Raw genomic sequence first — 26,053 nt, forward strand, 5'->3', positions numbered from 1 at the left:
GCACAGGATAACACTCGGGACTGGAGCGCCATACGGGGCAATGCCACACGGGTAAAATCTCAATTCGCCCCGGCCAACGTGTCATATAATGGAGAAACGTTGACGCCACGAGTTACAAAACCATGCATCCATGCCGGGGCTTGCTCAAGCACCTGGCGGGCATCGGTCTCGGTATCGAATTCAGCGAATACACAAGCGCCGGTGCCAGTCAGTCGCGACGGCGCGTATTCTAACAGCCATGAAAGATGCTGTTCAACCTCGTAAAAATGTTTTCTTGCGATTGGTTCACAAACATTCTGAAACGGCTCACGTAATAAGGTCTCCAGAGAGCGTGCCGGCGAGTCTCTTTTCAACGCCGGATCGGCAAAGATAACCGGGGTGGAAACGGACACCGGCGGCATCGCCACCAGATACCATTTCTCCGGCGGCGAGGCAGGGGTCAATATTTCCCCGATACCCTCGGCAAACGCCGCGCGGCCCCGCACGAACACCGGCACGTCGGCGCCCAGGGATAGCCCGAGACGGGCCAATTCCATGTTATCCAGCCCACATTGCCACAAATTATTGAGGGCTACCAGCACCGTTGCCGCGTTGGATGAGCCGCCCCCCAATCCGCCCCCCATCGGCAGCCGTTTCTCCAACCATATATCGGCGCCGGGCCGGGAAAATTTATTTTTTGCCGCAAGAGGATGGCGCCGCAATAATTCCGCGGCCCGCACGATGAGATTCTCCTCCGCCGCCACGCCGGGAAGCGGAGTAAGCAGCCGAACGACGCCGGTGTTCACCGGCTCGATGGTAAGCTGGTCGCCGTAGTCGAGAAACTGAAACAGCGTTTGCAGCAGATGGTAGCCGTCGGCCCGGCGACCGGTGATATAGAGAAATAAATTGAGTTTGCCCGGTGACGGCCAGCGATGAATCATTTCAGGTCCCAGCTATCCATTCTGAGCTTGATCCGCTGATCGCCCTGGCGAAGCTCCATATTGGCCGGCATCGCCGGCTGCGTGCCGTCGCGATAGTCCTGGTAGGTCACCGTCCAGGACTGCCCGTTCCGGCTGTAGTTAACCTGCTTGAGCAATCCCCTGTCATCCAGGGTGAAGTCCTGCGCATCCCCCGGCAGCCCGAGCATCCACTTGCGAAGATTATCCAAAGGGATGTCCATCCCGGTCAGCTTATGGATCATCAGTTGGGCATCGTCGCTGACATATTTTTTGCCCTCGCTGTTAATCACCTGGGCCACGCCTGGCTGAACGCTGAGATCCATTTCGGTGCTGCCTAGGGGACTGGTGAGCAGCAGCCGATAGCGGTCGGGACCGGTTTGCTGCCAGTTGAACCGGGCATAGACCTTTTGCCGGGTGGAAATATAGGCGAAGGAACCGCGGGTTTGATAATGCGTTAATTGTGATACCGCTTGTTCATGTTGCCGCCATTCCGGCGAGGTTTGGCTCTTTGCCGGACCGGTGGGCGTATGAACGCTACACGCCGCCAGGAGCAGGGCGGCCAGCGGGAGGACCCGGAAACAGGCTGAAATACGCTTCGGCATGGGGAACAGCTTCCTTAATTATTTGTTGGTTTTATGGTTTTCATCACGCTAACGGACCGCTAGGATAGCGTCAATTTCTTTGATAGGTGGTATTTTAATCCCACACAATATATATAGTTTAACAAGCTAAACAGTCTAATGGTGCGAAAATGCGGTGCGACTTTTATTGAAAGCCGGCATCAAGTAGAATGCACCTAAACCATAACCATACAATTACTCGTATTATTTATCAGCCGTATTCTATGACTTTGCTGGCCTTAGGCATCAACCATAAAACAGCGCCGATCGCACTTCGCGAGCGGGTGGCATTTGCACCCGATACCCTTGATCAGGCCCTGGCAAGCTTGCTTCAGCAGCCGCTGGTGCAGGGTGGTGTCGTGCTGTCCACGTGTAACCGCACCGAATTATACCTCAGTGTGGACCAGCAAGAGAATCATCCGCAAGCGAATCCCCAGGAAACCGTTCTCCAGGAAAAATTGATACGATGGCTGTGTGATTATCACCAACTTTCCCCCGAAGACCTGCGCCAAAGCCTGTACTGGCGCTTGGGCGATGAGGCGGTCAGCCATCTGATGCGGGTGGCCAGCGGGCTGGATTCGCTGGTGCTGGGTGAACCGCAGATCCTCGGGCAGGTAAAAAAAGCCTTTGCCGATTCCCAGCGCGGCCATGTCCAGGCCGGCGAACTGGAACGGATGTTCCAGAAAGCCTTTTCCGTGGCCAAGCGGGTACGCACCGAAACCGAGATAGGCTCCAACGCCGTGTCGGTGGCCTTTGCCGCCTGTACCCTGGCCCGGCAGATATTCGAATCCCTTGCCGAGGTGACGGTGCTGCTGGTGGGCGCGGGTGAGACCATCGAACTGGTGGCGCGGCATCTGCGCGAACATAAGGTCAAATCCCTGATTATCGCCAATCGCACCCTGGAGCGGGCCCGGCGCCTGGCGGATCGGGTGGGGGCCGAGGTTATCGGCCTGGAGGATATCGACGATATGCTTGCCAAAGCCGATATCATCATCAGCTCCACCGCCGGCACCCTCCCTATCATCGGCAAGGCCATGGCCGAGAGGGCCATGAAGCTGCGCCGAAATCAGCCGATGCTGCTGGTGGATATCGCGGTTCCGCGGGATATTGAGCCGGACGTGGGCAAGATTCCCAACGCCTATCTTTATACGGTTGACGACCTGCAGGCCATCATCGAAAAAAACATGGCTCAGCGGCAATCCGCCGCCGTCAAGGCGGAAGCCATCGTTGAGCAGGAATGTCTTGATTTCATGGGCTGGCTGCGCGGGCAGAACGCGGTGGAAACCATTCGCGATTACCGCAGCCAGGCCGATACCCTGCGAGCCGATATCGAGGCGCGCGCCCTGGCCGCCCTTAGTCTCGGCGCCGACCCGCAAGACGTGATCCGGGAAATGAGTCATCGCTTGACCAACCGCCTTATCCACGCTCCAACCAAATCGCTGCAACAGGCCGCCCGCGACGGTGACGTCCAGCGGCTGCAAATCCTGCGGGACAGTCTGGGACTGGACTAGCTCATTATACTTACAAGGTAAAACCACCATCCATGAAGCCTTCTATTGTTGCCAAACTGGAAGCGTTACAAGAGCGCCAGGAAGAAGTCGAGGTTCTCCTCGGCGATCCCGGCGTCATTACCGATCAGGAGCGTTTTCGCGCGCTGTCCCGGGAGTATGCGCAACTGACCGATGTTACGGCGTCCTTTCAGCGCTGGCGGCAAGTGCAAGACGATATCGACACGGCTGAAACGCTGCTGGACGATCCGGAAATGCGCGATATGGCGCAAGATGAGCTGAAACAGGCCAAAGCGCTGCAGGAAGAGCTGGAGCGTGAGCTGCAGCTGCTTTTGCTGCCCAAGGATCCTGATGACGAACGAGGCTGCTTTCTGGAAGTCCGTGCGGGCACCGGCGGTGACGAAGCCGCCATCTTTGCCGGCGATCTCTTTCGCATGTACAGCCGTTACGCCGAAGCGCGCCGCTGGCGTATCGAAATCATCAGCGCCAGCGACGGCGAGCAGGGCGGTTACAAAGAGGTCATCGCCAAAATCGAGAACGACGGCGCCTACGGCCAGCTTAAATTCGAATCCGGCGGCCACCGGGTACAGCGGGTGCCGGAAACCGAATCCCAGGGCCGCATTCATACCTCCGCCTGCACGGTAGCGGTGATGCCGGCCATTCCTGAAGAAGAGTTGCCGGTAATCAACCCCGGCGATTTGCGCATCGACACCTTCCGTTCCTCCGGCGCCGGCGGACAGCATGTCAATACCACTGATTCCGCCATCCGCATTACCCACTTGCCCACCGGGCTGGTGGTGGAATGCCAGGATGAGCGCTCACAGCACAAGAACAAAGCCAAAGCGCTGGCGGTGCTGGGCGCCCGCCTGCGTGCCGCTGAAATACACCGGCGCCAGTTGGAAGAGGCGTCGACCCGCCGTAATTTGCTGGGCAGCGGCGACCGGTCCGATCGCATCCGCACCTATAATTTCCCGCAGGGGCGGGTGACGGATCATCGTATCGGCCTGACGCTGTATCGGCTGGATGAAGTTATCGAAGGCAAGCTTGATATGCTTATCCAGCCGATTATGCAGGAGTATCAGGCCGATCAGCTGGCGGCGCTGGCGGATCAGTCCTGATGGAGATACGCGAGTGGCTCAACGTCGCCACCCGGCGACTGGCGGCGGGGGAAAGCCCCAAACGGGACGCCGAGATTTTGCTCGGTTTCGTGATGGGCCGCCCGCGTACCTGGCTGCTGGCCTTTGACGAAACGCCGCTGACGCCGCCGCAGGTTTCCCTGCTGACGGACCTGCTGGCGCGGCGCGAGGCCGGCGAGCCCATCGCTTATCTTACCGGCGAGCGGGAATTCTGGTCACTCAGGCTCAAAGTCTCGCCGGTGACGCTGATACCGCGACCCGATACCGAATGCCTGGTTGAGCAGGCCCTGGCGCTGGTGCAAGAACCGCAGGCGGATGTGCTCGATTTGGGCACCGGCACCGGCGCCATTGCGCTGGCGCTGGCGAGCGAACGTCCGGGCTGGCGGCTCACCGGCATCGACGTGCAGGCCGGGGCGGTGGCCCTGGCGCGGGAGAACGCGCGCAGCCTCGGTTTGACCAATGCCGCATTCGCAACGGGAAGTTGGTTTAAATCATTGCAGGGACAGCGCTATACCCTTATTGTGAGTAACCCCCCCTATATTGATGCCGAAGACCCGCATTTAGGCCGTGGCGATGTTCGTTTCGAGCCGCGCGGCGCACTGGTGGCGGCGTCATCGGGGCTGGCGGACCTGGCGAGCATTATCAACGGCGCCGGCGGTCATTTGCACCCTGGGGGCTGGCTGGCGCTGGAGCATGGCTGGCAACAGGGCGAGGCTGTGCGCGGCCTGTTGTCCCGGGCCGGTTTTGATCGGGTAGGCAGCCGGAACGACTACGGCGGCAATGAACGTGTTTCAATGGGACAATGGCCGGTGTGAGACGCCGATCATGACGATGATGATGGAGCAATGATGAGTGCTTACATGGCAATCAAGTACTTTCATTTAACGACGGTATGGACCTTCCTTTCATTTTTTCCCCCGCGCTTTTACCGGCGCTGGCCCGTTTTTACATTTATTACCGTCTGGCAACCAGCAAACAGCCTTTGCTGACAGGATTACTATGAGTAATATTGCGGATTTTGAATACAACCTCTCACCGCTTAGCGAGGGTGTCATGCGTATCTCTCTTGCCATCCGCCAGGACTTCCCCGCCGAGAGCGTCCGCCAGCAGCTGGCAAAGCTGACAGGAGAGGCGCGGGAATATATCCCCGAGGATATGCGGCCGGACCAACAGCTCGATTTATTGCTGAATCTATTTTACCGAATCTGGGGCTTTGGCGGAGTGGGGGGCGTTTACCGTCTCTCTGACGCGCTATGGCTGGATCGGGTGCTGGAGCGCCGCCAGGGGCTGCCCACCTCCTTGGGTATCATTCTGCTGCATATCGCCCAGGGCCTGGGAATTCCCCTGTTGCCGGTAATATTCCCCACCCAGATGATCCTGCGCGCCGGTTGGCTGGACGGCGAAATGTGGCTTATTAATCCCATCAACGGAGATACCCTGGATGAACACACCCTGGACATCTGGCTGCGCGGCAATATCGGCACCGGTATAGAGCTGGTGGACGAAGACCTGGAGGAAGCGGACAACGGCACGGTGGTGCGAAAACTGCTGGATACCCTGAAATCCGCGCTGATGGATGAAAAACAGATGGAGCTGGCACTGGGCGCCAGCGAGGCCATGCTGGAATTCGATCCCGACGATCCTTATGAAATACGCGATCGCGGTTTGATTTATGCGCAGCTGGAATGCGATCATGTTGCATTATCCGATCTCAATTATTTCGTTGAGCAGTGTCCTGAAGACCCCATAAGCGAAATGATCAAAGTACAGATCCATTCAATTGAGCAGAAATCGGTGACGCTGCATTAATGTCTATAACGCTATACCCTGGATAATTCGAGTTGCGGCAAAGCCCGCGTACCCGCAACTTGGAGTATGACGGCTCTATAGCGCCGCGGTTCGATTTATGATAATAAGGCCCTGATATGAAGCAAAAAACAGTTAATATTGGCGAAATTCCCGTAGCAAACGATCGCCCCTTTGTCCTGTTCGGCGGCATGAATGTGCTCGAGTCCCGCGAACTGGCCATGCGTATCTGCGAACACTACGTTACCGTCACGCAAAAACTCGCCATACCTTACGTGTTCAAGGCATCATTTGACAAAGCCAACCGCTCCTCTATCCACTCCTATCGCGGTCCGGGGCTGGAGGAGGGCATGAAAATCTTCCAGGAGCTCAAAGCGCAGTTCGGCGTCAAAATCATTACCGACGTGCACGAAGCGGCGCAGGCGCAAATAGTGTCCGAGGTGGTGGATGTGATTCAACTGCCGGCGTTTTTAGCCCGCCAGACCGATTTGGTGGAGGCCATGGCCCGCACCGGCGCGGTGATCAACGTGAAGAAGCCGCAGTTTATCAGCCCTTCCCAGGTGGGAAATATCGTCGATAAATTTCACGAAGCCGGTAATGACCAGGTTATCCTGTGCGACCGCGGCAGTAATTTCGGCTACGACAACCTGGTGGTGGATATCCTGGGTTTTAACGTGATGAACCGCGTTTCCGGCGGCTGTCCGGTGATTTTTGACGTTACCCATGCCCTGCAAACCCGCGACCCGTTCGGCGCCGCTTCAGGCGGTCGCCGAGCACAGGTGGCGGAACTGGCCCGCGCCGGCATGGCGGTGGGCATCGCCGGCCTGTTTATCGAAGCGCATCCGGATCCGGAGCATGCAAAATGCGACGGCCCCTCGGCTCTGCCGCTGGATAAGCTTGAGCCTTTCCTGGTGCAGATGAAAGCCATTGATGATCTGGTGAAAAGCTTCCCGGCGCTGGATACCAGCCGGTAAGATAAGCGGGATACCTAGGCCGGCGATCGTCGATCGCGCAATGAACGTGTTAACGGGAAACCGTGCTGATGGGATCGAGGCGGGCGTGGTTTTACCGCCCGCCGGAGCGCCCCACAGCGCGGTAAGCCCACCATCACCGTACGTGCACCAACCCCGTTAAAGAGAGCTCTCCCGTGGCGCGCTGCGGATCGGAATACCGCCTATCAGGCGACGGCGGGCTTTGTTTCCGCCAGTTCCTGCAAGGCCTGGGTCAGCGTCGGATAAAACGCCAGCCGGCCCTCGATGGGATGGATATTGGCTCGGGCCAGGGTTTTCAGCGGCCCAAAGGGAATATCGGTGACGATAAGCTGTTTATCCGCCGCCAGGTGTTCACTGAAACGCACAAACGCCTGCAGACCGCCGGCATCCAATACCGGAACCGCATCCCACTGCAGGACAATAAGCCGATCGTCGCGGGTCAACACCGCCAGTTCATCAAAAATGCGCTCGGCGGCGGCAAAAAACAGCGGCCCGTTAATCCGGAACACCCGATATTGCCCGGCGGCGCTTTGCGGCAGCTCGCTGATGCGGGTCATACTGGCGATGCGGCGCATAAACAGCAGCGAAGCCAGGACAATACCCACGGTGATGGCGATGACCATATCGAAAAGCACCGTCAGGGACATACACAACAGCATGACCGCGATATCGTCCTTCGGCGCCCGCCGCAGCAGGTAAATAACCTTGCGCGCCTCGCTCATGTTCCAGGCCACCAGCAGCAGCAGGGCCGCCATGGCCGACATCGGCAGATAGGACAAGGCGGGAGCCAGTATCAGCAGCGCCAGCAGCACCAAACCCGAATGGACCAGCGAAGAGATCGGCGACGTCGCGCCGGCCCTGACATTGGCCGCCGAACGCGCGATGGCGGCGGTGGCGGTAATGCCGCCGAAAAAGGGTGCGACGATATTTCCCAGGCCCTGGCCAATCAGCTCGTTATTGGACTGATGTTTAATGCCGGTCATCCCGTCGAGCACCACGGCGCATAATAACGATTCAATAGCCCCCAGCATCGCCATGGAAAACGCCGCCGGTAAAAGAGCCGAAATGGTGTGCCAGTCAAACGCCATTGGCTGGCCGTGGGCATCCGGCAGGTTCCAGGGCAATATCCACTGCGGCAAAATGGGCGGGATGCCCTGACCGTGGGCGCCGTTTGCCAGCACATAACCGAACCGGGTACCGATAGTGGCCACCGGCAAATGAAATGCCCATAGCACCACCATGACGCCGGAGCCAATCAATAGCGCCGGCAGGTGCGCCGGGAGACGGATACCCAGGCGCGGCCAGTAGACCAGTACCGCCATGGTGGCCACCCCCACCAAGGTGTCGCCGAGGTTGAAGGTGGGTAATGCTCCTACCAGCGCCGCCAGCTTGCCGAGATACTCCGCCGGTATCGTGTTGAGCTGGAGACCGAAAAAATCCTTTATCTGCATGGTGCCGATGGTGATGCCTATGCCGGAGGTAAAACCCAGCGTCACCGGCAGGGGAATAAATTCGATAAGCTTACCCAGCCGGGCGAACCCCATAAACATCAGGATCAGTCCGGAGAGCAGGGTGGCAATGAGCAATCCCGCCAGGCCGAACTGTTGCGACACCGGATAAAGGATCACCACAAAAGCGGCGGTGGGGCCGGAGACGCTGAAGCGCGATCCGCCGAACAGGGCGATAATGATACCGGCAACGGCGGAAGTATACAGACCGTATTGCGGCGCGACGCCGCTGCCGATGGCCAAAGCCATGGAAAGGGGGATGGCGATAATGCCGACCGTGACCCCGGCGATAGTATCTTTGATAAGGCGCTGTAAACTATAGGGCTCTTTCCAGCAGGCTTCAATAAGGGCACTGAACGGGCGGATACCGGTAAATATATGACTTTTCATTGGAACGACGAACCAAAACGTAACTGAGGCGGGCCGTGGGTCCGTCTTGAAGAAGTACTAAAATAACAGTTTTTACAAGGGTAAAACCAGTGAAAACTTTATCGCGCCTGAAAAAAGAGCCTCCTCCCGGCCCGACGGCCGGGGATGTTAACGGAATATCAAGAGTTGGGGCCCGCCAGGGCCACGCCGGAAGAGGAGGTCACAGCATCAGCGTCATCAGGTAGGCGCCGAATAACGCTAAATGAGCGGTGCCGTTCAGCACGTTGGTGCGCCCGGTGGAAAATGAGATTTGACACAGAATCAGGGCGGTGGACAGTACCACGATTTGCGACAGATCCAGTCCGAAGGCCAAGGGATGGTCGGTGAGGATGGAGATCACCGTCACCGTCGGCACGGTAAGGGAGATGGTGGCCAGTACCGAGCCGAAAAACAGATTCATTGCCCGCTGCACCTGGTTTTTCAGCACAGCCTTGATGGCACCTAATCCTTCCGGCGAGAGGATAAGCAAGGCCACCAGAAAGCCGGTGAACTGCGGCGGGGCATTCAGATCGCCAAGCAATTGTTCCAGCGGCCCGGCGTTGAACTTGGTAACCGATACCACCGCCAGCAAATGAACGATTAACCAGCCGGCATGCCATGTGGAGCTGTGGGCGGAAGGTTTACCGTGGGCATCGTCGTCGCCGTCTTCATGCTCATACACGAACCATTTCTGGTGCGTTTTGGTTTGGATGACCAGGAACACGCCATACATGGCCGCGGAAATCGCGGCGGCGAACAGGGCCTGGGCCGTGCTGAAATTACCTTTCGGCAAGGCGGCGGGCAGCACCAACACGATAATCGCCAGCGGCACAATGGCCATCAGGTATTGCTTGATACCCGCCAGATTAACGAACTGGGTGGCGAACTTGCGTCCTCCCAGCAATAGAGAGAAACCCACCAGGCCGGTGGTGACAATCATGATGACGGAAAACAAGGTATCACGCATGATGGCAGGCGAAGCGTTGCCGGTGGCCATCAGCGCTGAAATCAGGCTGACCTCGAGTATCACCACCGACAGGCTTAATATCAGCGAGCCGAAGGGCTCGCCCAGCCGGTGGGCCAGCACATCCGCATGGCGCACCACGTTAAAGGCGCTCACCAGGATCGCCGCCAAAGCCAGCAGATTGATAACCAGAGTAGCGTAAAAAGTGGAGGCGGAACCCCAAAATATCAATATTGCCAGCGCGGCGAGGGGAAATAACAGGGTATATTCTTTATGGCGTGTTTTGATCCCTTGTTCGGACGACTTCATAATAGGTAATCTCCTTGCAGGTAAGGCTGGTTACCGGACGGTGAATTAATCGGGTTTCAGCATTTATCGTCTGGAGAATATTACCAGAAAACAATGCGAAATATGTCAAGATATGTATAAAATGAACGTTAAAAAAATATAATGGGCGAAACCGGTAAAAAAACCTCTTTTTCATCGCAATTTAATAGAATGAACACATATTTGATATATTAAAAATATTTAATTATTTGCTATTAAACGGCATGTTAGACCAAAAAGTCGCTGAATCCGCCTGTCAAATACAATTCCCAATCTGCCGGCTTAAAAAGCCGCTTCTTATAATACGTTGCCGCCTGCCGTTTGGCTTACGCCGGCATTTGCCGCTACACTTTAATGAGATTGAGCCAGGAGGACCCTATGCCTTACAAATCTAATCATTCATTACCTGACAGCGTCAGTCACGTTCTGCCAAAACACGCCCAGGATATTTATCGCGAGGCGTTTAATCATGCCTGGGATCAATATGAGGAAAAGGCCGAACGCCGTGGAGACGAATCCCGCGAAGAGACCGCTCATAAAGTGGCCTGGGCTGCGGTAAAACACAAATACCAGAAAGGTGAAGACGATCGTTGGCACCCTAAATCATAACCCGCGCCCGCAGTGATATCCATACTAACCCTTTTCAAGCCCTGGCCGTTGTCCGGCATCTGCCCGCAATAGCGTCTATTCCCTGAAACATGCCCCGGCGATAGGGATTATCGCCGCGGTTCAAATCGCCATGCCGTTGGCCTTACCCGCCTTTTAATTCATTTACGTGCTGATTAGCACGGCATAAACATAGTGTGACACAGATCAAGCTTGATAATAGGGTAAGAAACTTATATGGTCATTTTAATAGTGTTTTATTAATGAGCTATTACATGATAAGGAATTCAAATATTCAACTGGCGGCTTTACCCTGACGGGCGGCGTATGTGGTTAGGAGAATATCATCAGTGTTAACGCGTGATTTCCTGCAAAAAGCTGATTGTAAAACTGCCTTCGGCATCATTGAAGAGGCATTGTTGTTAACACCAGAGCAGCGTCGCGCTTCCTTGCAAAGCACGCTGGAGCGTCGGCCGGATAATAGCCCGGTGTGGATTTTCGGTTACGGTTCCCTGATGTGGAATCCCATATTCGAGGCGGAAGAGGTCCGTCCTGCAACGTTGTCGGGCTGGCACCGCGCTTTTTGCCTGCGTTTGATCGCCGGGCGCGGCACCGTTGCCCAGCCCGGGCGGATGCTGGCGCTGAAAGAAGGCGGGCAAACCACCGGCCTGGCCTTTCGGCTGCCTGAAGATCGTTTGCATGAAGAACTGGAACTGCTGTGGAAACGGGAGATGCTTACCGGTTGCTACCTGCCGACCTGGAGCGAACTGACGCTGGAAAACGATGAAAAGGTCACCGCGCTGGCATTTGTCATGGATTCCCAGCACCCTTTCTTCGAGGCGGATACCCGTTCCCAGATTATCGCGCCGTTAATCGCCTGCGCCAGCGGTCCGCTGGGCACCAACGCACAATATCTGTTCGCGTTGGAGCAGGAGCTGAATAACTACGGCATGCATGATGAATGCATGGTTGAACTGGTGCATCAGGTCCGGCAACTGCTGCGTGGCAAATCCGCCATCAATCAGAACCTGTTTGACGGTCCGCCGTTTTAACGTTCACTTCAATCAAAACCTGTTCGCAGGTTCTCCGTTGACGCCTTGGCACGCTCAGAGGCCCGGCCGCTGTAGCCGGGCCTCTAAACCGATTGCGCCTAGACCCTTAGGAATTTGAGGTTCCGGCCCTGCTCAGCCGGGGCATCGGCGGGCTTTTTTCCAGAAAGCGCGTCACCAGGCTTTTGCGCATGCGGGTCACGAACTGCTCCTGGAAAACCACGCATACCATGATGGTCAGCACCAGATAAAGAGCATAGCCGCTCAGGGACAGCTGCACGTTGCCCGCCGCGGCGATGCTTCCTTCCCAATCACTGAAACAGGCCGCGGGGTTGCCGCGGAAAAATTGTTCCAGGGTACGAAAGAGATTAAACAAAGGAACATGCAGGGCGAACATCGACAGTGAGGCGGCGCCGAGCCGGGGCGACCAGCGCTGCAGCCAGGCGCTTTGCGGCGTGCGGGCCAGGGCGCAAAGATAGATCAGGGCTATTTGGGACGGCAGCAGCAGGCCGTTATGCAGCAGGAAATACCAGAATTTCGCCCCGTGGGTGAACAGTACCGTGGCGGCCAGGAAACAGCAGACGATAAAAATCACCAGGGCCCGGCGTTGCCATATCGACATGAACTGTTGCCGGAGCCGGGCCCGGCGGAATAGGGCATAGCCCAAAATACCGCCGAAGAATTCCGGTATACGGAAAAGAGGCACCCGTTGCAGCATGCCGGTGTAAGGTACGCCGTAGAGATGTTTCCAAATGACCCAGACCGGCGGCAGCAGGTAAAGGATCCAGATAATGGCCAGCCACGTCCAGGTCCGCCGGGCGTTCATCAGGCGCGGGGCAAAATAGGGAAAGAGAATATAAAAGAAAAACAGCGTCGATAGCGACCACAGGGGCGCATTGAACGTCAGGAAGTAGGGATTCCAGGCCTGCAGCAGGAAAAGCTGCAGTAAACTGTTAAAGGCCAACTGGATATTATCCATGTAATGCTGGAACAGCTCCGGGTGGGTTCGTCCCAGGATTTCATTAGTGTCGTAAACCACAAACCGCACGCTGCTGCCGGGCCCATCCGGCGGAATGGCCAGCCACTGCATCAGGGCTATCACCAGAACCGACGACACCAGGGCCACGATATGAATGGGATAAAGATTGAATAAGCGCTTGGCCCAAAAACGCGGGGCCGGGTCGCGCAGGGTATTACCCCGCACATAGACGTGGGCAAGCAGGAAACCGGATAATACAAAAAAACTGCTGGTGGCGAAAAAACCCATACTGGTCAATTCACTCAGACCGAAAATTCCTTGGAACTGCGGATAGTTATGGGAAGTATGGTAAAGCATGACATAACAGCCGAGTAGAAAGCGCAGCCATTCAAGGCCGATAAAACGTTCTTTTTCTAATGGTTTCATAAAAATCTCTCCGGGCTGAGGCCTTGTCTGGCCAATCAGTGGCGGGCAGGTGTCAGTAACTACCTAGCAGAAAAACAATTCTAGTTTAAAAATATTAACTGTCTTATGGGTGGCCCGGCTGAACGCTTGTTATCCATTTATTCAACGTCCCGGCCATCGCGGCGATGTTGAGTCCGACACTTGATCGGCAGCGGAAGAGGGCAGCGATTCCCGTTTCCTCTCGCCATATCGTCGGACCACAATCCACTATCCCAGCGCAAGATGACAGTTTGGTTACGGTAACGGCCGCTTTTATTACCAAACTTGTCAGGCGCAAACACAAATGCGGTGCGTTCTGCTCATGGCTTCGCTCCAAAAGGATTATCCACAGCGACGGTCCGCAAGGCTATGGGACATTTCCTGAACCCGGCACAAACATCCCGTCATGGGCCGTCTGAAGTTGATCTTGTCTGAACGAGAATATCAGGCCGTGCATAATTTTTCGGATTCAAAACGAAGAAGGGGGCTTTATGCATTATATTCATTTTTTATGCAGTAAAAATGAATAATATGGTGAAGTAAGCTATTGTTTTAAAAGAACCAGAGTTATTTTATTCATTGGTATTACGTTGCTGGCATGTTTTGTACGGATTATACTCATCCTAAGCGATGGGCGAATTTCCGCGTCTTGAGGACTCTTATCATGATGACGATCCGTCCGGTGGAAGCCGGCGATTTAATGGATATAATGAGTCTGGCGGATAAAACCGGCGCCGGGCTTACTTCCCTCCCCACCCACCGGGACGTGCTGGCCGCCCGTATTGATCGTTCCTTGCGCACTTGGCAAGGCGCGGCGGAACGCGCCGAGCAGGGCTACCTGTTTGTGCTGGAGGACAGCGAGCGCCGCAAAGTGGTGGGCGTAAGCGCCATTGAAGCCGCCGTGGGCCTGAATGAACCCTGGTACAATTTTCGCGTCGGCACCCTGGTCCACGCTTCTAAAAGCCTGAATGTCTATAAAGCGGTACCGACGCTGTATCTGAGCAACGATCATACCGGCCAGAGTGAGCTCTGCACATTGTTTCTCGATCCGGATTACCGTCACGGCACCAACGGTCAGTTACTGATGAAAGCGCGCCTGCTGTTTATGGCGGCGTTCCGGCAGCATTTTGCCCAGCGGGTGATAGCGGAGCTGCGCGGCTATTGCGATGAGCAGGGACATTCTCCTTTCTGGGCCAATCTGGGCCAGCATTTCTTCTCCATCGATTTTGCCCGGGCGGATTACCTGAGCGGTACCGGCAGCAAGGCTTTTATCGCCGAACTCATGCCTAAGCATCCTTTATATGTGGATTTCCTGGCGCCGGAGGCCCGTGCGGTGATTGGCAAGGTACACCCGCACACCGAGCCGGCGCGGGCGGTGCTGGAGTCTGAGGGACTGCGTTATCAGGGGTATATTGATATTTTCGACGGTGGTCCGGTTCTTGAAGCTGACATCGATAATATCCGCACGGTGCGGGAAAGCCGGCTTTGGGTCACTGCGTTATCGGAAGACGCCGGACCGGACCGGGACGCGCCATGGTATCTGCTGGCGAATGACGATTACCCCGCTTACCGGGTGGTAGCGGCACAGCCGAGACCGGAACGGGACCGGCTGATGATCAGCGCTGAAATCCATGCCTCCCTGCGCCTTTCTCCCGGACGGCAGGTGAGGGCGGTGCCCGTCAGGCTGCCGTCCGGGACGGCACAGACATAAGGGTGATTATGAAGCGAAGCATGGAAGTCAATTTTGACGGGCTGGTGGGACCGACCCATCATTACGCCGGGCTGTCGTTCGGGAATGAGGCATCCACCCGTCACCGCAATCATGACGCCAATCCGCGCCTGGCGGCTCAACAGGGTCTGTTGAAAATGAAATCCCTGTCTGACGCCGGCTTCCCGCAGGCCGTGCTGCCGCCCCACGAGCGGCCGCACTTGCCCGCCTTGCGGCAGTTGGGTTTTAGCGGCACCGACGGGCAGATATTGGCCGCCGCGGCCCGATATCCGCAGTTGCTGTCGGCGGTCAGTTCCGCCTCCGCCATGTGGGTCGCCAACGCCGCCACCGTCAGTCCGTCGGTGGACAGCGCGGACGGCCGGGTGCATTTTACCGTCGCCAACCTGAACAATAAGTTTCATCGGGCGCTGGAAGCCAAGACCACCGGTGCCGTTCTTGCGGCGATATTCGCCGATGGCCGCTATTTCCGGCATCATCCCCCCTTGCCGTCCGTGGCGCTGCTTGGCGACGAAGGCGCGGCCAACCACAGCCGTCTGGGACGTTATGATGAGCCGGGCATCCAGCTGTTTGTCTATGGGAAAGACGGCTACGGCGGCGGCGCGGAGCCCGGCCGTTATCCCGCCAGACAGACCCGCGAGGCCAGCGAAGCCATCATCCGCTTGCATCAACTGGCGCCGGAGCGAACTTTGCTGGTGCAGCAAAATCCGGCGGTAATCGATGAAGGGGTTTTTCATAACGATGTGATTGCGGTGAGTAACGAACAGGTCTTGTTTTACCATCAGCATGCGTTTATGGACGGCGTCTCGGTACGCGATCGGCTCCGGCGCCGCCTGGCCTTGCTGCAACAGGACTTCCTGCCTGTGGAAGTGCCCGCGGATCGTGTTTCCGTGGCCGATGCGGTGCAAACCTATTTGTTTAACAGCCAGCTATTAAGCCGGCAAGACGGGCATATGACGCTGGTGGTGCCTGAAGAGGCCCGCCGCAACCCTGGCGTTTGGCGTTATCTGGCAGAGCTGGCGGCGGAAAACGGCGTTATTGATGATATCCGCGTAGTGGACCTGCGGGAGAGTATGCGTAACGGCGGCGGGCCGGCATGCCTGAGATTAAGGATCATTTTGACGCAGGATGAGTACCGGGCGGTGAATCCGCGGGTACTCATGACTGAATATCTGTTTTTGCAATTGAGTCAATGGGTGGACAGGCATTATCGCGACCGCCTGAATCAGCAGGATTTGGCCGATCCGGCTTTATTGAATGAAGTTCGTACCGCGCTGGATGAATTGACCCAATTGCTTGATTTGGGGTCCGTCTATCCTTTCCAGCAATAGGCCGGTATATATTTCAGCGACAGCCTTGACTTGTACGAGTAAAAGGTAACATCCATTTCCGACGGCAAGAAAATTGTAATAACAGATGTCGTCAGGGCTCCTCAATGGTATTTTCCCTGGTAGGAATATGATTTAATCGTTATGATATAAATCAATGCAATAGATATTATTTTGACGGATCTCATTACGAATATCCGACACAATCTTCATGATTTCTCCACGATCGCCTTAAAAGTGAATCACAGGCTTTAAGTTATTTACGCATAATGTCATTACTTTAAGTTATCTAGAGTAGACTTGTTTCTGTAGCGCACACTGTCGCTAAGAAAAGTTCCCGACAGAATATAAGCAGACATTGAGGAAATTATGCGTAAATTAACCGCTTTATTCATGGCCACTACCCTGGTATTAGGTTCAGCTCAATTAGCCTCCGCCGCCGATACCACCACCACATCCACGACGACTACCGATGCGCCGGCTAAAGGCGAAATGATGATGCACCATAAGGGTAATCATCATGGACCAATGATGGACATGATGTTCAAGGGCTTGAAATTGACCGAACAGCAGCATCAGCAGATGCGCGATATTTTCAAGGAAACCCGCAAAGAAGTGAATATGCCTTCTGCGGCTGAACGTCAGCAAATGCACGAGATCATCGCCTCGGACAGCTTTGACTCCGCCAAAGCCCAGGCATTTGTCACTGCCCAGTCGCAGGAACAAAACCAGCGTATGCTGGCTCGGCTTGAAATGCAGAACAAAATGTACAATGTCCTGACACCGGAGCAAAAAAAGGAATTTAATGCCAAATATCAGCAGCATGCGGAAAAAATGGCCCAAAAGGATGCTGCTAAATAACCCCCCGGTTTTTGAGTAAAACGTTTAATGGCAATCGCGGCTTCCGGCCGCGATTTTTTTTGTGCAAACAAAAACGCTGTCGACCGCTGAAAATCATAAGTCAACTTAAAGAAAAATCGGAAAATACACATTACCGTTGCGCTTGAATTTGTAAAAAAGCCTTTTGCCATCTAGACTTATCGGTACATACAACAAAAGAGGTGACATTATGAATAAGAAGATCGTTATAGCTTTTACCACCGCTACCGCATTAACCCTGCTTTCCGGCTGTACCTTGTTTGACAGAGCCGACAGTTATATGAAAAAACCCGTGGTTAGCGACGTTAAAAAGGGTATGACCAAACAACAAGCCCGCGCCATCGGCGGTGTGCCGTCAACGTCAGCCACCATGATTAATGCTCGCGGCACCTGTGACAGCTATGTTTTAGGTACTCGCGACGGTAAACCCATCAATTACTTTGTCAGCTATGATGATACCAACCACGTCCTGAACAAAGGGTTCCAGAGCTGCCAGGAATACGATACCAACCCGCAGCAATAACGGCCACGAAGCAAACCCGGCGCTGTTGGGGTGAGTGATGGGCGATAAGTGAAATATTCACTTATCGCCCATTTCTTTTCTAGTCAATCAGGCGGGTACGCCGGCAATCTTGCCGATACGGGACCAGACGCGATGCAATTTCAACTGGTCAATAAAATCCTGCATCAAGCCTCCCTGGGCGGCGGTTCCTTCGCATAAGCCTTCTTCCGCTTTGTCGTCCGCCAGCCCAAGCTGTTGTTTAAAACGCTTGGCATCGCCGCTTAAGGCGATAACCTTCAGATGCTTGTAGGATTCGAGGATATAATGACTCGCTTCCCCATCCAGCAGCAACGCGTCCATATTGCCGTCCGGTACGATGACGCCGTCGACGCTTATGGAAGGAGATGCCTCGAACGTGGCATCCACGGGCAGCGTTGATCCATCATTGGCGACGACGTTACCCCCATGGGCGGCCAGCAGTTTGGCATGGACTCCCGCGGCTTTCAGCCCTTGCAGCGCATCCAGAACATCGGCGGCATTTACCCCGTCGCTGAGCAGCAACGCTACCTGACGTCCCTTAACGCTGCCGCTGCCGCTGGCATACAGGCTAAGGGTAGGATCCTGGCTAATACCGTTCACCGGCTTGGGCGGGGCGGTTTTTAACGCGTCCGCCGAGAGCGCTAAGCCGAGCTTGGCGGCTACCCGCTTTGCGAGCTGCACATCTACCCGGGTCAGCAGATCGACGACCCGTTCACGAATATAGGGCCGTGCGACTTTGCCCAGTTCGAAACTGAAGGCATCGACGATATGCTGCTGTTCCGCCGGGGTCTGGCTGAGCCAAAACAAACGCGGGTGGGAATAATACTCAAGGAAAGAGTCGCTGCGCTCTCGGATTTTATGGCCGTCAATGCGTTCCTGGTAGGTTTCAAACCCGCCATTCTGCGCCGCCGGTGCGGTTTCGCGCGGCCAGTTGTCGTTAATGGAATTGGGCTCGTGGGCCGCGGGATTGGTATCGATATCCTGCCGGTGCATGCCGTCGCGCTGGAAATTGTGGTAAGGACATACCGGCCGGTTGATGGGAATTTCATGGAAATTCGGCCCGCCGAGACGGCTGATCTGGGTGTCGGTATAAGAGAATAACCGGCCCTGCAGCAACGGGTCGTTGGTAAAGTCGATCCCCGGAACGATATGGCCCGGATGGAAAGCTACCTGCTCGGTTTCAGCGAAAAAGTTATCCGGGTTGCGATTGAGCGTCATCTTGCCGACGATTTCCACCGGCACCAGCGCCTCGGGGATAAGTTTAGTCGGATCGAGCAAATCAAAATCGAATTTATGCTCATCCTCTTCCGGTATGAGCTGCAGTCCCAGCTCATATTCCGGATAGTCGCCGGCCTCAATGGCCTCCCAAAGATCGCGTCGATGGAAATCAGCATCCTTACCCGCCAGTTTCTGCGCTTCATCCCATACCAGCGAGGCTTTGCCGGCCAGCGGTTTCCAATGGAAACGCACAAAGGTCGCTTTGCCTTCGCCGTTAACCAGACGGAAGGTATGAATGCCGAATCCTTCCATGGTGCGATAGCTGCGGGGGATACCACGATCAGACATGGCCCAGAACACGTTATGCAGGGTTTCCGGCTGCAGCGACACATAATCCCAGAAGGTATCATGAGCGGAGCCGCCCTGTGGTATTTCATTATGCGGCTCGGGTTTTACCGCATGGACAAAATCGGGGAATTTCAGCGCATCCTGAATAAAGAAAATCGGGGTATTGTTGCCTACGATATCGAAATTGCCTTCCTGGGTATAAAACTTAGTGGCAAAGCCGCGGATATCCCGTACGGTATCCGCCGATCCCCTCGAGCCCTGCACAGTGGAAAACCGGACATACACCGGCGTTTTTACCGAAGGATCCTGTAAGAATGCCGCTTTGGTGATATCGCTCAGGGAACGGTATACCTCAAAAACACCGTGTGCGGCTGAACCGCGGGCATGGACGATGCGTTCGGGAATACGTTCATGATCAAAATGGGTAATCTTTTCCCGCAGGATAAAATCTTCCAATAATGTCGGCCCGCGCGTCGCCCCGCGCAGTGAATTTTGATCGTCGGCGATTTTAAGCCCCTGATTGGTGGTCAGCGGCTGGTCTTTGCCTGACTTGCGGTAGGGTTCCAGCGCGTCGAGTTTGGCATTGCCGTTTTGCGGACTCTTGACCGATCCCGGGGCGGTGGGCTGTTTACCCGGCTCCGAGACGCCGGGCTTGGGCAAGTGGCTGTTATCGTCGGGGGCCAGATGTCCCAATCCCGGTTGGGCCGAACTGGCGCCGGGGGCGGGAGCGGGGTGGGAAAGAGGTATTTTGTCATGGGAGGGATCTGTGGGTTTAGACATTAACATTGCTCCTCTTATCGAGTTGAAATGACAGATAATGGCCGTCCGTGGCTTATATATATGGGGCGGTAGATCAACTATAGAACAGATTCCGATGCCGACAGCCGTTAAAGCCTTATTTTCCTCAAGGGTATGATCGTCGGCGCAAAATAGGCCCACCGGCATGACAAGCGGTCCTTGCAATAACAATATTTAAATAAGAGGAAATAACGTGCCGCGGACTTTGTGCCAGAGGACGTAGACTGAATCGGGCACCGGGATATTACCGCTCAGGGGCATCCCTTGCGGGTGCTGTACGGCAAAGACTAATATCGCCGCGCATAATATCCGTTCCCATTGATTGCCCTTTTGCGAGGTGATAATAGGCAAACGGAAACGCCATCGGCAGGGCCATAATAAAGGCACGCCGGCGGGGGTCAGCATATCGGCGACAATGTGGCTGAGATAGCCGATAATCATGCCGTGAAAAGCATCCAGGGGGATGAGCATATCCGGCGCGAGCTTGAGGGTGAACAGTAGGATCCCGGCGATTATGGCCAGCAGACTGTGGGTAAAGCCGCGATGGCCGAACACCCTGGCGATGGGCAGGGATAGCCATTTCAGCCGCTGACCTAAGAAGGATTGGGGATGATCGATATCCGGCAGCAAACAGGTCAGTAATCCGCCCGCGATGATATGCCACCAGTCGCCATGGGCAAGCGCAGGGGATAGCTCCATTTTTTTCGCTAAAATGGTGCTGGCCAATGCAAATATGAGATGCCCCTCGGCGGTCATGGCTATGTGGAATCTTTATGGCTGGTCATTTGTCCAGTATAAAGCAATCCGTCCGGTTCGGAAATGGGTTACCTTGTAACTTTTACATCTCAATTTATGTCTATGGGAGACCGGCGCTCACCCTTTACAGGTTAGTTGCACGTCTGGTGATAGCGGGCTACCGCGCCATAGGGCGCTCGGCAGGCGGGAAAACCACGCCCGCTACGACCCCATTGGCACGGTCTCCCTTTAACACGCTCTTCCTTTAACACGCTCGATTTAGCTTCGGGGATGCATCCTTAACGCGCCAACCAACCGCCGTCCACGGCGATGGTGTAGCCGTTGATGTAATCCGATGCGGAGGAGGCGAGGAATACCGCCGGGCCCTTCAGGTCGGCGGGCAAACCCCAGCGGCCGGCGGGGATGCGTTCCAGGATTTCTTTGCTGCGGTCTTCATCGGCGCGCAGTTGCTGGGTATTGTTGGTGGCCATATAGCCCGGCGCCAGTGCGTTGACATTGATATTATGCTTAGCCCATTCATTGGCCAGCAGTCGGGTAACGCCCATTACCGCGCTTTTCGAGGCGGTATAGGAAGGAACACGAATACCGCCCTGGAAGGAGAGCATGGAAGCGATATTGATGATTTTGCCGCCTTTACCCTGCTTGATGAACTGGCGGGCCACGGCCTGGGACATAAAGAACACGGTTTTGATGTTGATATTCATCACATCGTCCCAGTTCTTTTCACTGAATTCAATGGCGTCTTCGCGGCGGATGATACCGGCGTTATTCACCAGGATATCTAAATGACCGTACTCCGCCACCGCTTTTTCCACAATAGCGGGTATGCCGTCGGTTTTCATCAAATCGGCGGTCAGGCTCAGAAAACGACGGCCTAAGGCGGTCACTTTGGCGATGGTTTCTTCCGGATCGACGATATTGACGCCGACGATATCGCAGCCCGCTTCAGCCAGACCGATAGCCATACCTTGGCCTAAACCGGTGTCGCAGCCGGTGATCAACGCTACTTTTCCTTTAAGATCAAACGTGTCTAAAATCATACCTTGCCTCATTGATGGCGGCCAAATCCAGACGCCAATGCATATCGTAAATAACGCCGGAACGGGCCGGCACGAAGAGCGGCTTCAGCGAATTTCGCTGACTTTGACGTGATCCATATCGTCAAATACCTGATTTTCTCCCACCATACCCCAGATAAAGGTGTAATTCTTGGTGCCGACGCCGGCATGAATAGACCAGCTTGGCGAGATAACCGCCTGCTCGTTATGCACCAACAGATGGCGGGTTTGCTGCGGCTGGCCCATCATATGGAATACCGCGGTTTCTTCATCCATATCGAAGTAGAAGTAAACTTCCATACGCCGTTCATGAGTATGGCAAGGCATGGTATTCCAAAGATTGCCTTCCGCCAGTTTGGTCAGACCCATGGTCAACTGGCAGGTCGGCAAGACATCGGGCACAATAAATTTATTGATGGTGCGCAGATTGCTGGTGGCGTTGTCGCCGATGGTTTGCGGCGAAGCCTCCGCCAGGGTGATTTTCCGGCTCGGATATGTGGTATGCGCCGGGGCGCTGTTATAGTAGAACTTAGCCGGTTTTGCGGCGTCCACGCTTGAGAACTGAACGTCCTTGGCGCCCATGCCGACATACAGCGCTTCCTGGTGGCCGATTTCATAGGTCTTGCCGTCCACCACGATAACCCCCGGGCCGCCGATATTGATAACGCCCAATTCACGGCGTTCCAGGAAATAGCTCACGCCCAATTGCTTACCCACTTCGCTGCCGATACTCACCGTTTTCGCCACCGGTTTAATCCCGCCGACAATGATGCGGTCGATGTGGCTATAGGTCATGGTGTACGCATCGGCTTCAAAAATCTTTTCAATCAGAAATTGGCTGCGCAGCCCTTCCGTGTCCAGTTGCTTCGCGTGGTCACTGTGAATGCTTTGGCGGACTTGCATAATGGTAATGCCTCTCTATCAGAACATGTTCGGGAAGAGGGTGTTCTCTCTATTGATGCTGGAATCATAGAGCGAGAGGGATATGAATTCAATAAAAATGAAATAATGTTTTATTTATTTTTTGAGAGAAGTCATGATTTTGATGCTTTCAGGTTTTCTTACCGCCGCTATCCGTTACAATCGTATTATAAGGCCGTAATTTTTCTTGATTTGTTGCCTATGGGCTAACGGGAGCAGTATGAAAACCTTTTTTATTGATGATGAAACCCCTTGGGAAGTTGTCGGCGACGGCGTTAAACGCAAGGTAATGACCTGGAGCGATGAGTTGATGATGGTATGCGTCCATTTTGCCAAGGGCGCAGTGGGCACTGCCCATCGCCATGAGATCCACGACCAGATTGCCTATGTGGCCGCCGGCAGTTTCGAGGTGGAAATCGAAGGAGAAAAACGGCTGCTGAAAGCCGGGGATGCCTATCGGGCGGTGAAACACCAAATGCACGGCGTGGTCGCCCTGGAAGACAATAGCGTCCTGATTGATACCTTCACACCGAAACGGGCCGATTTTCTATCATAATATCCCGCCCGGGCGGTAGCGGTTCAGAGAATATGTTCAGTGGTCAGATTCAGCAGCGAGTCTAGCTTGATATCGGCGACTACCCAGCGCGGGTCGGCGCGGTAAGCGGGGTCGGGCACCACGATGGAACGCATGCGCGCCGCCTTGGTGGCAATCATGCCGTTAAACGAATCCTCCAGGGTGGAACAGCGTTCCGGCAGCGCATCAAGTTTGGCCGCCGCCTGGAGATAGACTTCAGGGTGCGGCTTGCTATAGGGAAGATGTTCCGCTGAGGCAATTTCGGCAAAATAGTGGCGCAAGGAGAAAATCTCAAGCACGTTTTCCAGCATAAACAGCGGCGATGCCGAGGCCAGGGCGATCTTCAGCCCGCAGTCACGGGCGGTTTCTAACGCATATTGCACGCCGGGCAGCAGCGGCCGCTGCTGTTCTATCAGCGTAACGGCGCGCCGGATTATCCGTAGGGTGACGTCGTCCAGTGTGACGCCTTGCCAGGGGCTGACCTGATACCATAGTTTCACCACCTGGTCGATACGCAATCCCAAGGTATCCGGCAAATTTTCCCCTTTGGCGGTATCCACTCCCATCGCCGCGAACACATCCAGCTCCGCTTGGTGCCATAGGGGTTCTGAGTCAATAATCAAGCCATCCATATCAAAAATAAGGGCTTCCTGCGGGATTGATGCGGGCATTCGACATGCTCCTGTTCGGTGAAAAAAAGAGGGGAATAGAGTACCATTCTTCTTTGCATAAGGGGATGGCAAGCCGCTGTAACAGATTCATGAAAAACAACGCAGCAAAAAAGGTAAATTATAGATAAACTTAAGCGTTCTGGTTGGCGTCGATTAACAAGGGGAGCACATGACGTATCAACAAGCTGGTCGCCTGGCCGTAATAAAACGGTTAGCGGGATGGATAATATTTATACCGGCTTTACTTTCCACACTGATTTCTTTACTGAAATTCCTTTACCAGCACAGTGAGCAAAATAAAGGCATCAATGCGGTAATGGCCGATTTTTTTCACGTTATCATCGATATGATGCGATTTAACACTTCTTTTCTGAATGTGTTTTGGTTCAACTCCCCGCAGCCGGCGTTTGAGAATGGTTATTTCGTCGGCAATATTGGTTTCTGGATTATTTATTTACTGATCTTTGTCGGTCTGGCATTACAGGCTTCAGGCGCCAGGATGTCGCGTCAGGTCAGGTTTATCCGTGAAGGGATCGAAAATCAGATGGTGCTGGAACACGCGAAGGGAACCGAAGGCTACAGCCGTTCGCAACTGGAGGAAAAAATTGTCATGCCGCGCCATACCATTCTGCTGCAGGTTTTTCCCCTCTATATCCTGCCCATTATTATTGCGGTAGCCGGTTATTTCATTCTGAAACTGCTCGGCATGCTGTAAAACGGCGCCACGCTGTCCGGGGACATTATTCCCCGGGCCATTCTCGCTACTCTTGCGGTTTCTGGCTTAATACCCGATCCAACGCCTGACCGGCCAGGTTGATATGCTGGTCGCCGAACAGATTGGCGCGGTTAAGCAAGTAATAAAGCTGGTAAACAGGCTGCCGGCGGATAAAACCTTTATCCAGCGGCCAGACGCTTTGGTAGCCGTCATAAATTTGCGGCAGCAGCTCCGGATATAAAGGCAACATCGACAAATCACATTCCCGATCGCCCCAATAACAGGCCGGATCGTATAAAAAACTGCCGCCGGCGCTATTGGCGCAGTTGTCAGGCCACAAATCACCGTGCAGAAGAGAGGGTTGCGGTTGATGCTCATGAAGCATCTCCTCTATTCGGGTAATTATCCCGTCGATATCGCCATAAACCAGTCCCTTTTCCGCCGCCAGTTGTAACTGCCAGCCGATACGCTGTTCCGCGAAAAATGTCGACCAGCGCCGCTGCCAGGCATTGGGCTGGGTGAGGGTGGAAAGATCGTTATCAAAATCCAGGCCGAACTGCGGCTGCTCGCTCCATTGATGCAAGCGCGCCAATTGTTGCCCCAGGCAATAAGCCCCATGGGCGTCAAAAGGACGTTCCGGAATATATTCCATGACCAGAAAACTGCTGTCCCGTTCGCTGCCGACGCCATAGACTTTCGGTACGCGCACGGTTTTACTGCGCCCGAGCATATCCAGTTGATCGGCCTCGTTAGTGAATTTTTGCAAAAGCTCGCGGCTATCGCTTTTTACGAAAATTTCCGCGGAGCCGTAGCGGAGATACCAGGCGCGATGTAATTCTCCCCCCGGTAATTCGCGGCGCTCACGTATTTCATCACGGGTAAAAGTCTCGGCCAGCATATTGTCAATGGCGTGCCACATCGTCGTTTCCCCCTAAGGTTGCCTTACCGATTAATGTCCGAATCGCTTTACTGACCATGGTCGGATCGGCCCACCCGCCAATAAAGGGGCGGCGATAGCCGATTGAACAAAACCGGTAACGCCTCGGCCGTTAATACCAGCTCGAACCGGGTTCAAAAGAGAAGGGCGCGCCAGGGAAACCCAATGTACTCCGCGTAAGGGATTCTCACTGGTGGCGCTAGAAATGAGTGTTGAGGCTAAGCCCCACAATGTCAATACTTTATTAAAGGGCTTTGTTCGTTTTTTGACCGAGAAGGCCGGCTAAAGTGAATATGGC

Annotated in this window: 24 protein-coding genes; 13 read left to right on the forward strand and 11 right to left on the reverse strand. The window is 54.9% G+C overall.

What is annotated here, in order from left to right; genetic code table 11:
- Window positions 1-59 precede the first annotated feature (59 nt).
- Together ispE and lolB are read right to left on the reverse strand one after the other, a co-directional pair.
- Window positions 60-920, reverse strand: a complete 861-nt coding sequence (ispE, locus tag ACL2XO_RS14615) for a 4-(cytidine 5'-diphospho)-2-C-methyl-D-erythritol kinase (RefSeq protein WP_413740943.1) — start codon at window positions 918-920, stop codon at window positions 60-62.
- A complete protein-coding gene (lolB, locus tag ACL2XO_RS14620; RefSeq protein ID WP_203521472.1) occupies window positions 917-1,540 on the reverse strand; it encodes a lipoprotein insertase outer membrane protein LolB in 624 nt (207 codons plus the stop codon). Before lolB ends, ispE begins: the two co-directional genes overlap by 4 nt.
- A 242-nt stretch (window positions 1,541-1,782) precedes the next feature.
- Here lolB and hemA point away from each other — a divergent pair, with 242 nt between their 5' ends.
- The 5 genes from hemA (at window position 1,783) to kdsA (ending at window position 6,982) form a co-directional block, all read left to right on the forward strand.
- Window positions 1,783-3,069, forward strand: coding sequence for a glutamyl-tRNA reductase (gene hemA / locus ACL2XO_RS14625; protein WP_132921652.1), 1,287 nt, complete (start codon window positions 1,783-1,785; stop codon window positions 3,067-3,069).
- Window positions 3,070-3,101: 32 nt separating this feature from the next.
- On the forward strand, window positions 3,102-4,184 hold the full coding sequence (gene prfA / locus ACL2XO_RS14630) for a peptide chain release factor 1 (protein ID WP_132921651.1): 1,083 nt from the start codon (window positions 3,102-3,104) through the stop codon (window positions 4,182-4,184).
- Complete coding sequence (gene prmC / locus ACL2XO_RS14635; protein ID WP_132921650.1) at window positions 4,184-5,017, forward strand: peptide chain release factor N(5)-glutamine methyltransferase; 834 nt, start codon at window positions 4,184-4,186, stop codon at window positions 5,015-5,017. Before prfA ends, prmC begins: the two co-directional genes overlap by 1 nt.
- Before the next feature lie 184 nt (window positions 5,018-5,201).
- A complete protein-coding gene (gene sirB1 / locus ACL2XO_RS14640) occupies window positions 5,202-6,011 on the forward strand; it encodes an invasion regulator SirB1 (RefSeq protein ID WP_203521469.1) in 810 nt (269 codons plus the stop codon).
- 116 nt (window positions 6,012-6,127) lie between these two features.
- Entirely contained in the window at window positions 6,128-6,982 is an 855-nt protein-coding gene (gene kdsA / locus ACL2XO_RS14645; protein ID WP_413724427.1) for a 3-deoxy-8-phosphooctulonate synthase, read from the forward strand.
- 203 nt (window positions 6,983-7,185) lie between these two features.
- On the opposite strand, the gene dauA is transcribed toward kdsA, so the two are convergent.
- Entirely contained in the window at window positions 7,186-8,898 is a 1,713-nt protein-coding gene (gene dauA / locus ACL2XO_RS14650) for a C4-dicarboxylic acid transporter DauA (protein WP_413724428.1), read from the reverse strand.
- Between the two features lie 199 nt (window positions 8,899-9,097).
- Window positions 9,098-10,189, reverse strand: a complete 1,092-nt coding sequence (gene chaA / locus ACL2XO_RS14655) for a sodium-potassium/proton antiporter ChaA (RefSeq protein WP_132921646.1) — start codon at window positions 10,187-10,189, stop codon at window positions 9,098-9,100.
- A gap of 396 nt (window positions 10,190-10,585) precedes the next feature.
- On the opposite strand from chaA, the gene chaB reads away from it, so the two are divergent.
- Together chaB and ACL2XO_RS14665 are read left to right on the forward strand one after the other, a co-directional pair.
- The gene (chaB, locus tag ACL2XO_RS14660) at window positions 10,586-10,816 is read left to right on the forward strand and encodes a putative cation transport regulator ChaB (RefSeq protein WP_413724429.1); all 231 of its coding nucleotides are present in this window, start codon (window positions 10,586-10,588) and stop codon (window positions 10,814-10,816) included.
- Between the two features lie 347 nt (window positions 10,817-11,163).
- Complete coding sequence (locus ACL2XO_RS14665) at window positions 11,164-11,865, forward strand: gamma-glutamylcyclotransferase (RefSeq protein WP_132921644.1); 702 nt, start codon at window positions 11,164-11,166, stop codon at window positions 11,863-11,865.
- Between the two features lie 106 nt (window positions 11,866-11,971).
- On the opposite strand, the gene ACL2XO_RS14670 is transcribed toward ACL2XO_RS14665, so the two are convergent.
- Entirely contained in the window at window positions 11,972-13,267 is a 1,296-nt protein-coding gene (locus tag ACL2XO_RS14670; RefSeq protein WP_132921643.1) for an acyltransferase family protein, read from the reverse strand.
- Window positions 13,268-13,949: 682 nt separating this feature from the next.
- Between ACL2XO_RS14670 and astA the strand changes: the two genes are divergently transcribed.
- From astA to osmE, 4 genes are all read left to right on the forward strand, one after another.
- Window positions 13,950-14,996 (forward strand): arginine N-succinyltransferase, encoded by a 1,047-nt coding sequence (gene astA, locus ACL2XO_RS14675; RefSeq protein ID WP_413724430.1) that lies wholly within the window; start codon window positions 13,950-13,952, stop codon window positions 14,994-14,996.
- 20 nt (window positions 14,997-15,016) lie between these two features.
- The gene (astB, locus tag ACL2XO_RS14680; RefSeq protein ID WP_413740944.1) at window positions 15,017-16,342 is read left to right on the forward strand and encodes an N-succinylarginine dihydrolase; all 1,326 of its coding nucleotides are present in this window, start codon (window positions 15,017-15,019) and stop codon (window positions 16,340-16,342) included.
- 366 nt (window positions 16,343-16,708) lie between these two features.
- Complete coding sequence (gene spy / locus ACL2XO_RS14685; RefSeq protein WP_132921640.1) at window positions 16,709-17,200, forward strand: ATP-independent periplasmic protein-refolding chaperone Spy; 492 nt, start codon at window positions 16,709-16,711, stop codon at window positions 17,198-17,200.
- A 208-nt stretch (window positions 17,201-17,408) separates the two neighbouring features.
- Window positions 17,409-17,741 carry an osmotically-inducible lipoprotein OsmE gene (osmE, locus tag ACL2XO_RS14690; protein WP_413740945.1) on the forward strand — a complete coding sequence of 111 codons (333 nt, stop codon included), beginning with the start codon at window positions 17,409-17,411 and terminating at the stop codon, window positions 17,739-17,741.
- 87 nt (window positions 17,742-17,828) lie between these two features.
- Here osmE and katE read toward each other — a convergent pair whose 3' ends face one another.
- The 4 genes from katE to kduI all read right to left on the reverse strand — a co-directional run bounded on the left by katE (window position 17,829) and on the right by kduI (window position 22,840).
- On the reverse strand, window positions 17,829-20,105 hold the full coding sequence (gene katE / locus ACL2XO_RS14695; protein ID WP_413724433.1) for a catalase HPII: 2,277 nt from the start codon (window positions 20,103-20,105) through the stop codon (window positions 17,829-17,831).
- A 192-nt stretch (window positions 20,106-20,297) separates the two neighbouring features.
- Window positions 20,298-20,879: a metal-dependent hydrolase gene (locus ACL2XO_RS14700; protein ID WP_132921637.1), complete on the reverse strand. Its 582-nt coding sequence runs from the start codon at window positions 20,877-20,879 to the stop codon at window positions 20,298-20,300.
- A gap of 278 nt (window positions 20,880-21,157) precedes the next feature.
- Window positions 21,158-21,919: a 2-dehydro-3-deoxy-D-gluconate 5-dehydrogenase KduD gene (kduD, locus tag ACL2XO_RS14705; RefSeq protein WP_132921636.1), complete on the reverse strand. Its 762-nt coding sequence runs from the start codon at window positions 21,917-21,919 to the stop codon at window positions 21,158-21,160.
- A gap of 84 nt (window positions 21,920-22,003) precedes the next feature.
- On the reverse strand, window positions 22,004-22,840 hold the full coding sequence (kduI, locus tag ACL2XO_RS14710) for a 5-dehydro-4-deoxy-D-glucuronate isomerase (protein ID WP_132921635.1): 837 nt from the start codon (window positions 22,838-22,840) through the stop codon (window positions 22,004-22,006).
- A 238-nt stretch (window positions 22,841-23,078) separates the two neighbouring features.
- On the opposite strand from kduI, the gene ACL2XO_RS14715 reads away from it, so the two are divergent.
- Window positions 23,079-23,414 carry a cupin domain-containing protein gene (locus ACL2XO_RS14715; RefSeq protein WP_132921634.1) on the forward strand — a complete coding sequence of 112 codons (336 nt, stop codon included), beginning with the start codon at window positions 23,079-23,081 and terminating at the stop codon, window positions 23,412-23,414.
- Window positions 23,415-23,437: 23 nt separating this feature from the next.
- Here ACL2XO_RS14715 and hxpB read toward each other — a convergent pair whose 3' ends face one another.
- The gene (gene hxpB / locus ACL2XO_RS14720) at window positions 23,438-24,103 is read right to left on the reverse strand and encodes a hexitol phosphatase HxpB (RefSeq protein WP_413724435.1); all 666 of its coding nucleotides are present in this window, start codon (window positions 24,101-24,103) and stop codon (window positions 23,438-23,440) included.
- Window positions 24,104-24,272: 169 nt separating this feature from the next.
- On the opposite strand from hxpB, the gene ACL2XO_RS14725 reads away from it, so the two are divergent.
- Window positions 24,273-24,818: a YniB family protein gene (locus tag ACL2XO_RS14725; RefSeq protein WP_132921632.1), complete on the forward strand. Its 546-nt coding sequence runs from the start codon at window positions 24,273-24,275 to the stop codon at window positions 24,816-24,818.
- A gap of 46 nt (window positions 24,819-24,864) precedes the next feature.
- Here the strand turns inward: ACL2XO_RS14725 and ACL2XO_RS14730 are convergent, their stop codons facing one another.
- Window positions 24,865-25,737 carry a fructosamine kinase family protein gene (locus tag ACL2XO_RS14730; protein WP_132921631.1) on the reverse strand — a complete coding sequence of 291 codons (873 nt, stop codon included), beginning with the start codon at window positions 25,735-25,737 and terminating at the stop codon, window positions 24,865-24,867.
- Window positions 25,738-26,053 lie beyond the last annotated feature (316 nt).

It is taken from the genome of Sodalis sp. RH15 (assembly GCF_047324255.1).
Lineage (GTDB): Bacteria > Pseudomonadota > Gammaproteobacteria > Enterobacterales > Enterobacteriaceae > Acerihabitans > Acerihabitans ligni.

Coding starts and splice junctions, on each gene's coding strand:
- katE (WP_413724433.1), bottom strand. CDS start 20,105: ATGTCTAAACCCACAGATCCCTCCCATGACAAAATACCTCTTTCCCAC.
- hxpB (WP_413724435.1), bottom strand. CDS start 24,103: ATGCCCGCATCAATCCCGCAGGAAGCCCTTATTTTTGATATGGATGGC.
- kduD (WP_132921636.1), bottom strand. CDS start 21,919: ATGATTTTAGACACGTTTGATCTTAAAGGAAAAGTAGCGTTGATCACC.
- ACL2XO_RS14670 (WP_132921643.1), bottom strand. CDS start 13,267: ATGAAACCATTAGAAAAAGAACGTTTTATCGGCCTTGAATGGCTGCGC.
- ACL2XO_RS14730 (WP_132921631.1), bottom strand. CDS start 25,737: ATGTGGCACGCCATTGACAATATGCTGGCCGAGACTTTTACCCGTGAT.
- ACL2XO_RS14715 (WP_132921634.1), top strand. CDS start 23,079: ATGAAAACCTTTTTTATTGATGATGAAACCCCTTGGGAAGTTGTCGGC.
- prmC (WP_132921650.1), top strand. CDS start 4,184: ATGGAGATACGCGAGTGGCTCAACGTCGCCACCCGGCGACTGGCGGCG.
- prfA (WP_132921651.1), top strand. CDS start 3,102: ATGAAGCCTTCTATTGTTGCCAAACTGGAAGCGTTACAAGAGCGCCAG.
- dauA (WP_413724428.1), bottom strand. CDS start 8,898: ATGAAAAGTCATATATTTACCGGTATCCGCCCGTTCAGTGCCCTTATT.
- astB (WP_413740944.1), top strand. CDS start 15,017: ATGGAAGTCAATTTTGACGGGCTGGTGGGACCGACCCATCATTACGCC.
- ACL2XO_RS14700 (WP_132921637.1), bottom strand. CDS start 20,879: ATGACCGCCGAGGGGCATCTCATATTTGCATTGGCCAGCACCATTTTA.
- kdsA (WP_413724427.1), top strand. CDS start 6,128: ATGAAGCAAAAAACAGTTAATATTGGCGAAATTCCCGTAGCAAACGAT.
- sirB1 (WP_203521469.1), top strand. CDS start 5,202: ATGAGTAATATTGCGGATTTTGAATACAACCTCTCACCGCTTAGCGAG.
- chaA (WP_132921646.1), bottom strand. CDS start 10,189: ATGAAGTCGTCCGAACAAGGGATCAAAACACGCCATAAAGAATATACC.
- hemA (WP_132921652.1), top strand. CDS start 1,783: ATGACTTTGCTGGCCTTAGGCATCAACCATAAAACAGCGCCGATCGCA.
- osmE (WP_413740945.1), top strand. CDS start 17,409: ATGAATAAGAAGATCGTTATAGCTTTTACCACCGCTACCGCATTAACC.
- lolB (WP_203521472.1), bottom strand. CDS start 1,540: ATGCCGAAGCGTATTTCAGCCTGTTTCCGGGTCCTCCCGCTGGCCGCC.
- kduI (WP_132921635.1), bottom strand. CDS start 22,840: ATGCAAGTCCGCCAAAGCATTCACAGTGACCACGCGAAGCAACTGGAC.
- spy (WP_132921640.1), top strand. CDS start 16,709: ATGCGTAAATTAACCGCTTTATTCATGGCCACTACCCTGGTATTAGGT.
- chaB (WP_413724429.1), top strand. CDS start 10,586: ATGCCTTACAAATCTAATCATTCATTACCTGACAGCGTCAGTCACGTT.
- astA (WP_413724430.1), top strand. CDS start 13,950: ATGATGACGATCCGTCCGGTGGAAGCCGGCGATTTAATGGATATAATG.
- ACL2XO_RS14725 (WP_132921632.1), top strand. CDS start 24,273: ATGACGTATCAACAAGCTGGTCGCCTGGCCGTAATAAAACGGTTAGCG.
- ispE (WP_413740943.1), bottom strand. CDS start 920: ATGATTCATCGCTGGCCGTCACCGGGCAAACTCAATTTATTTCTCTAT.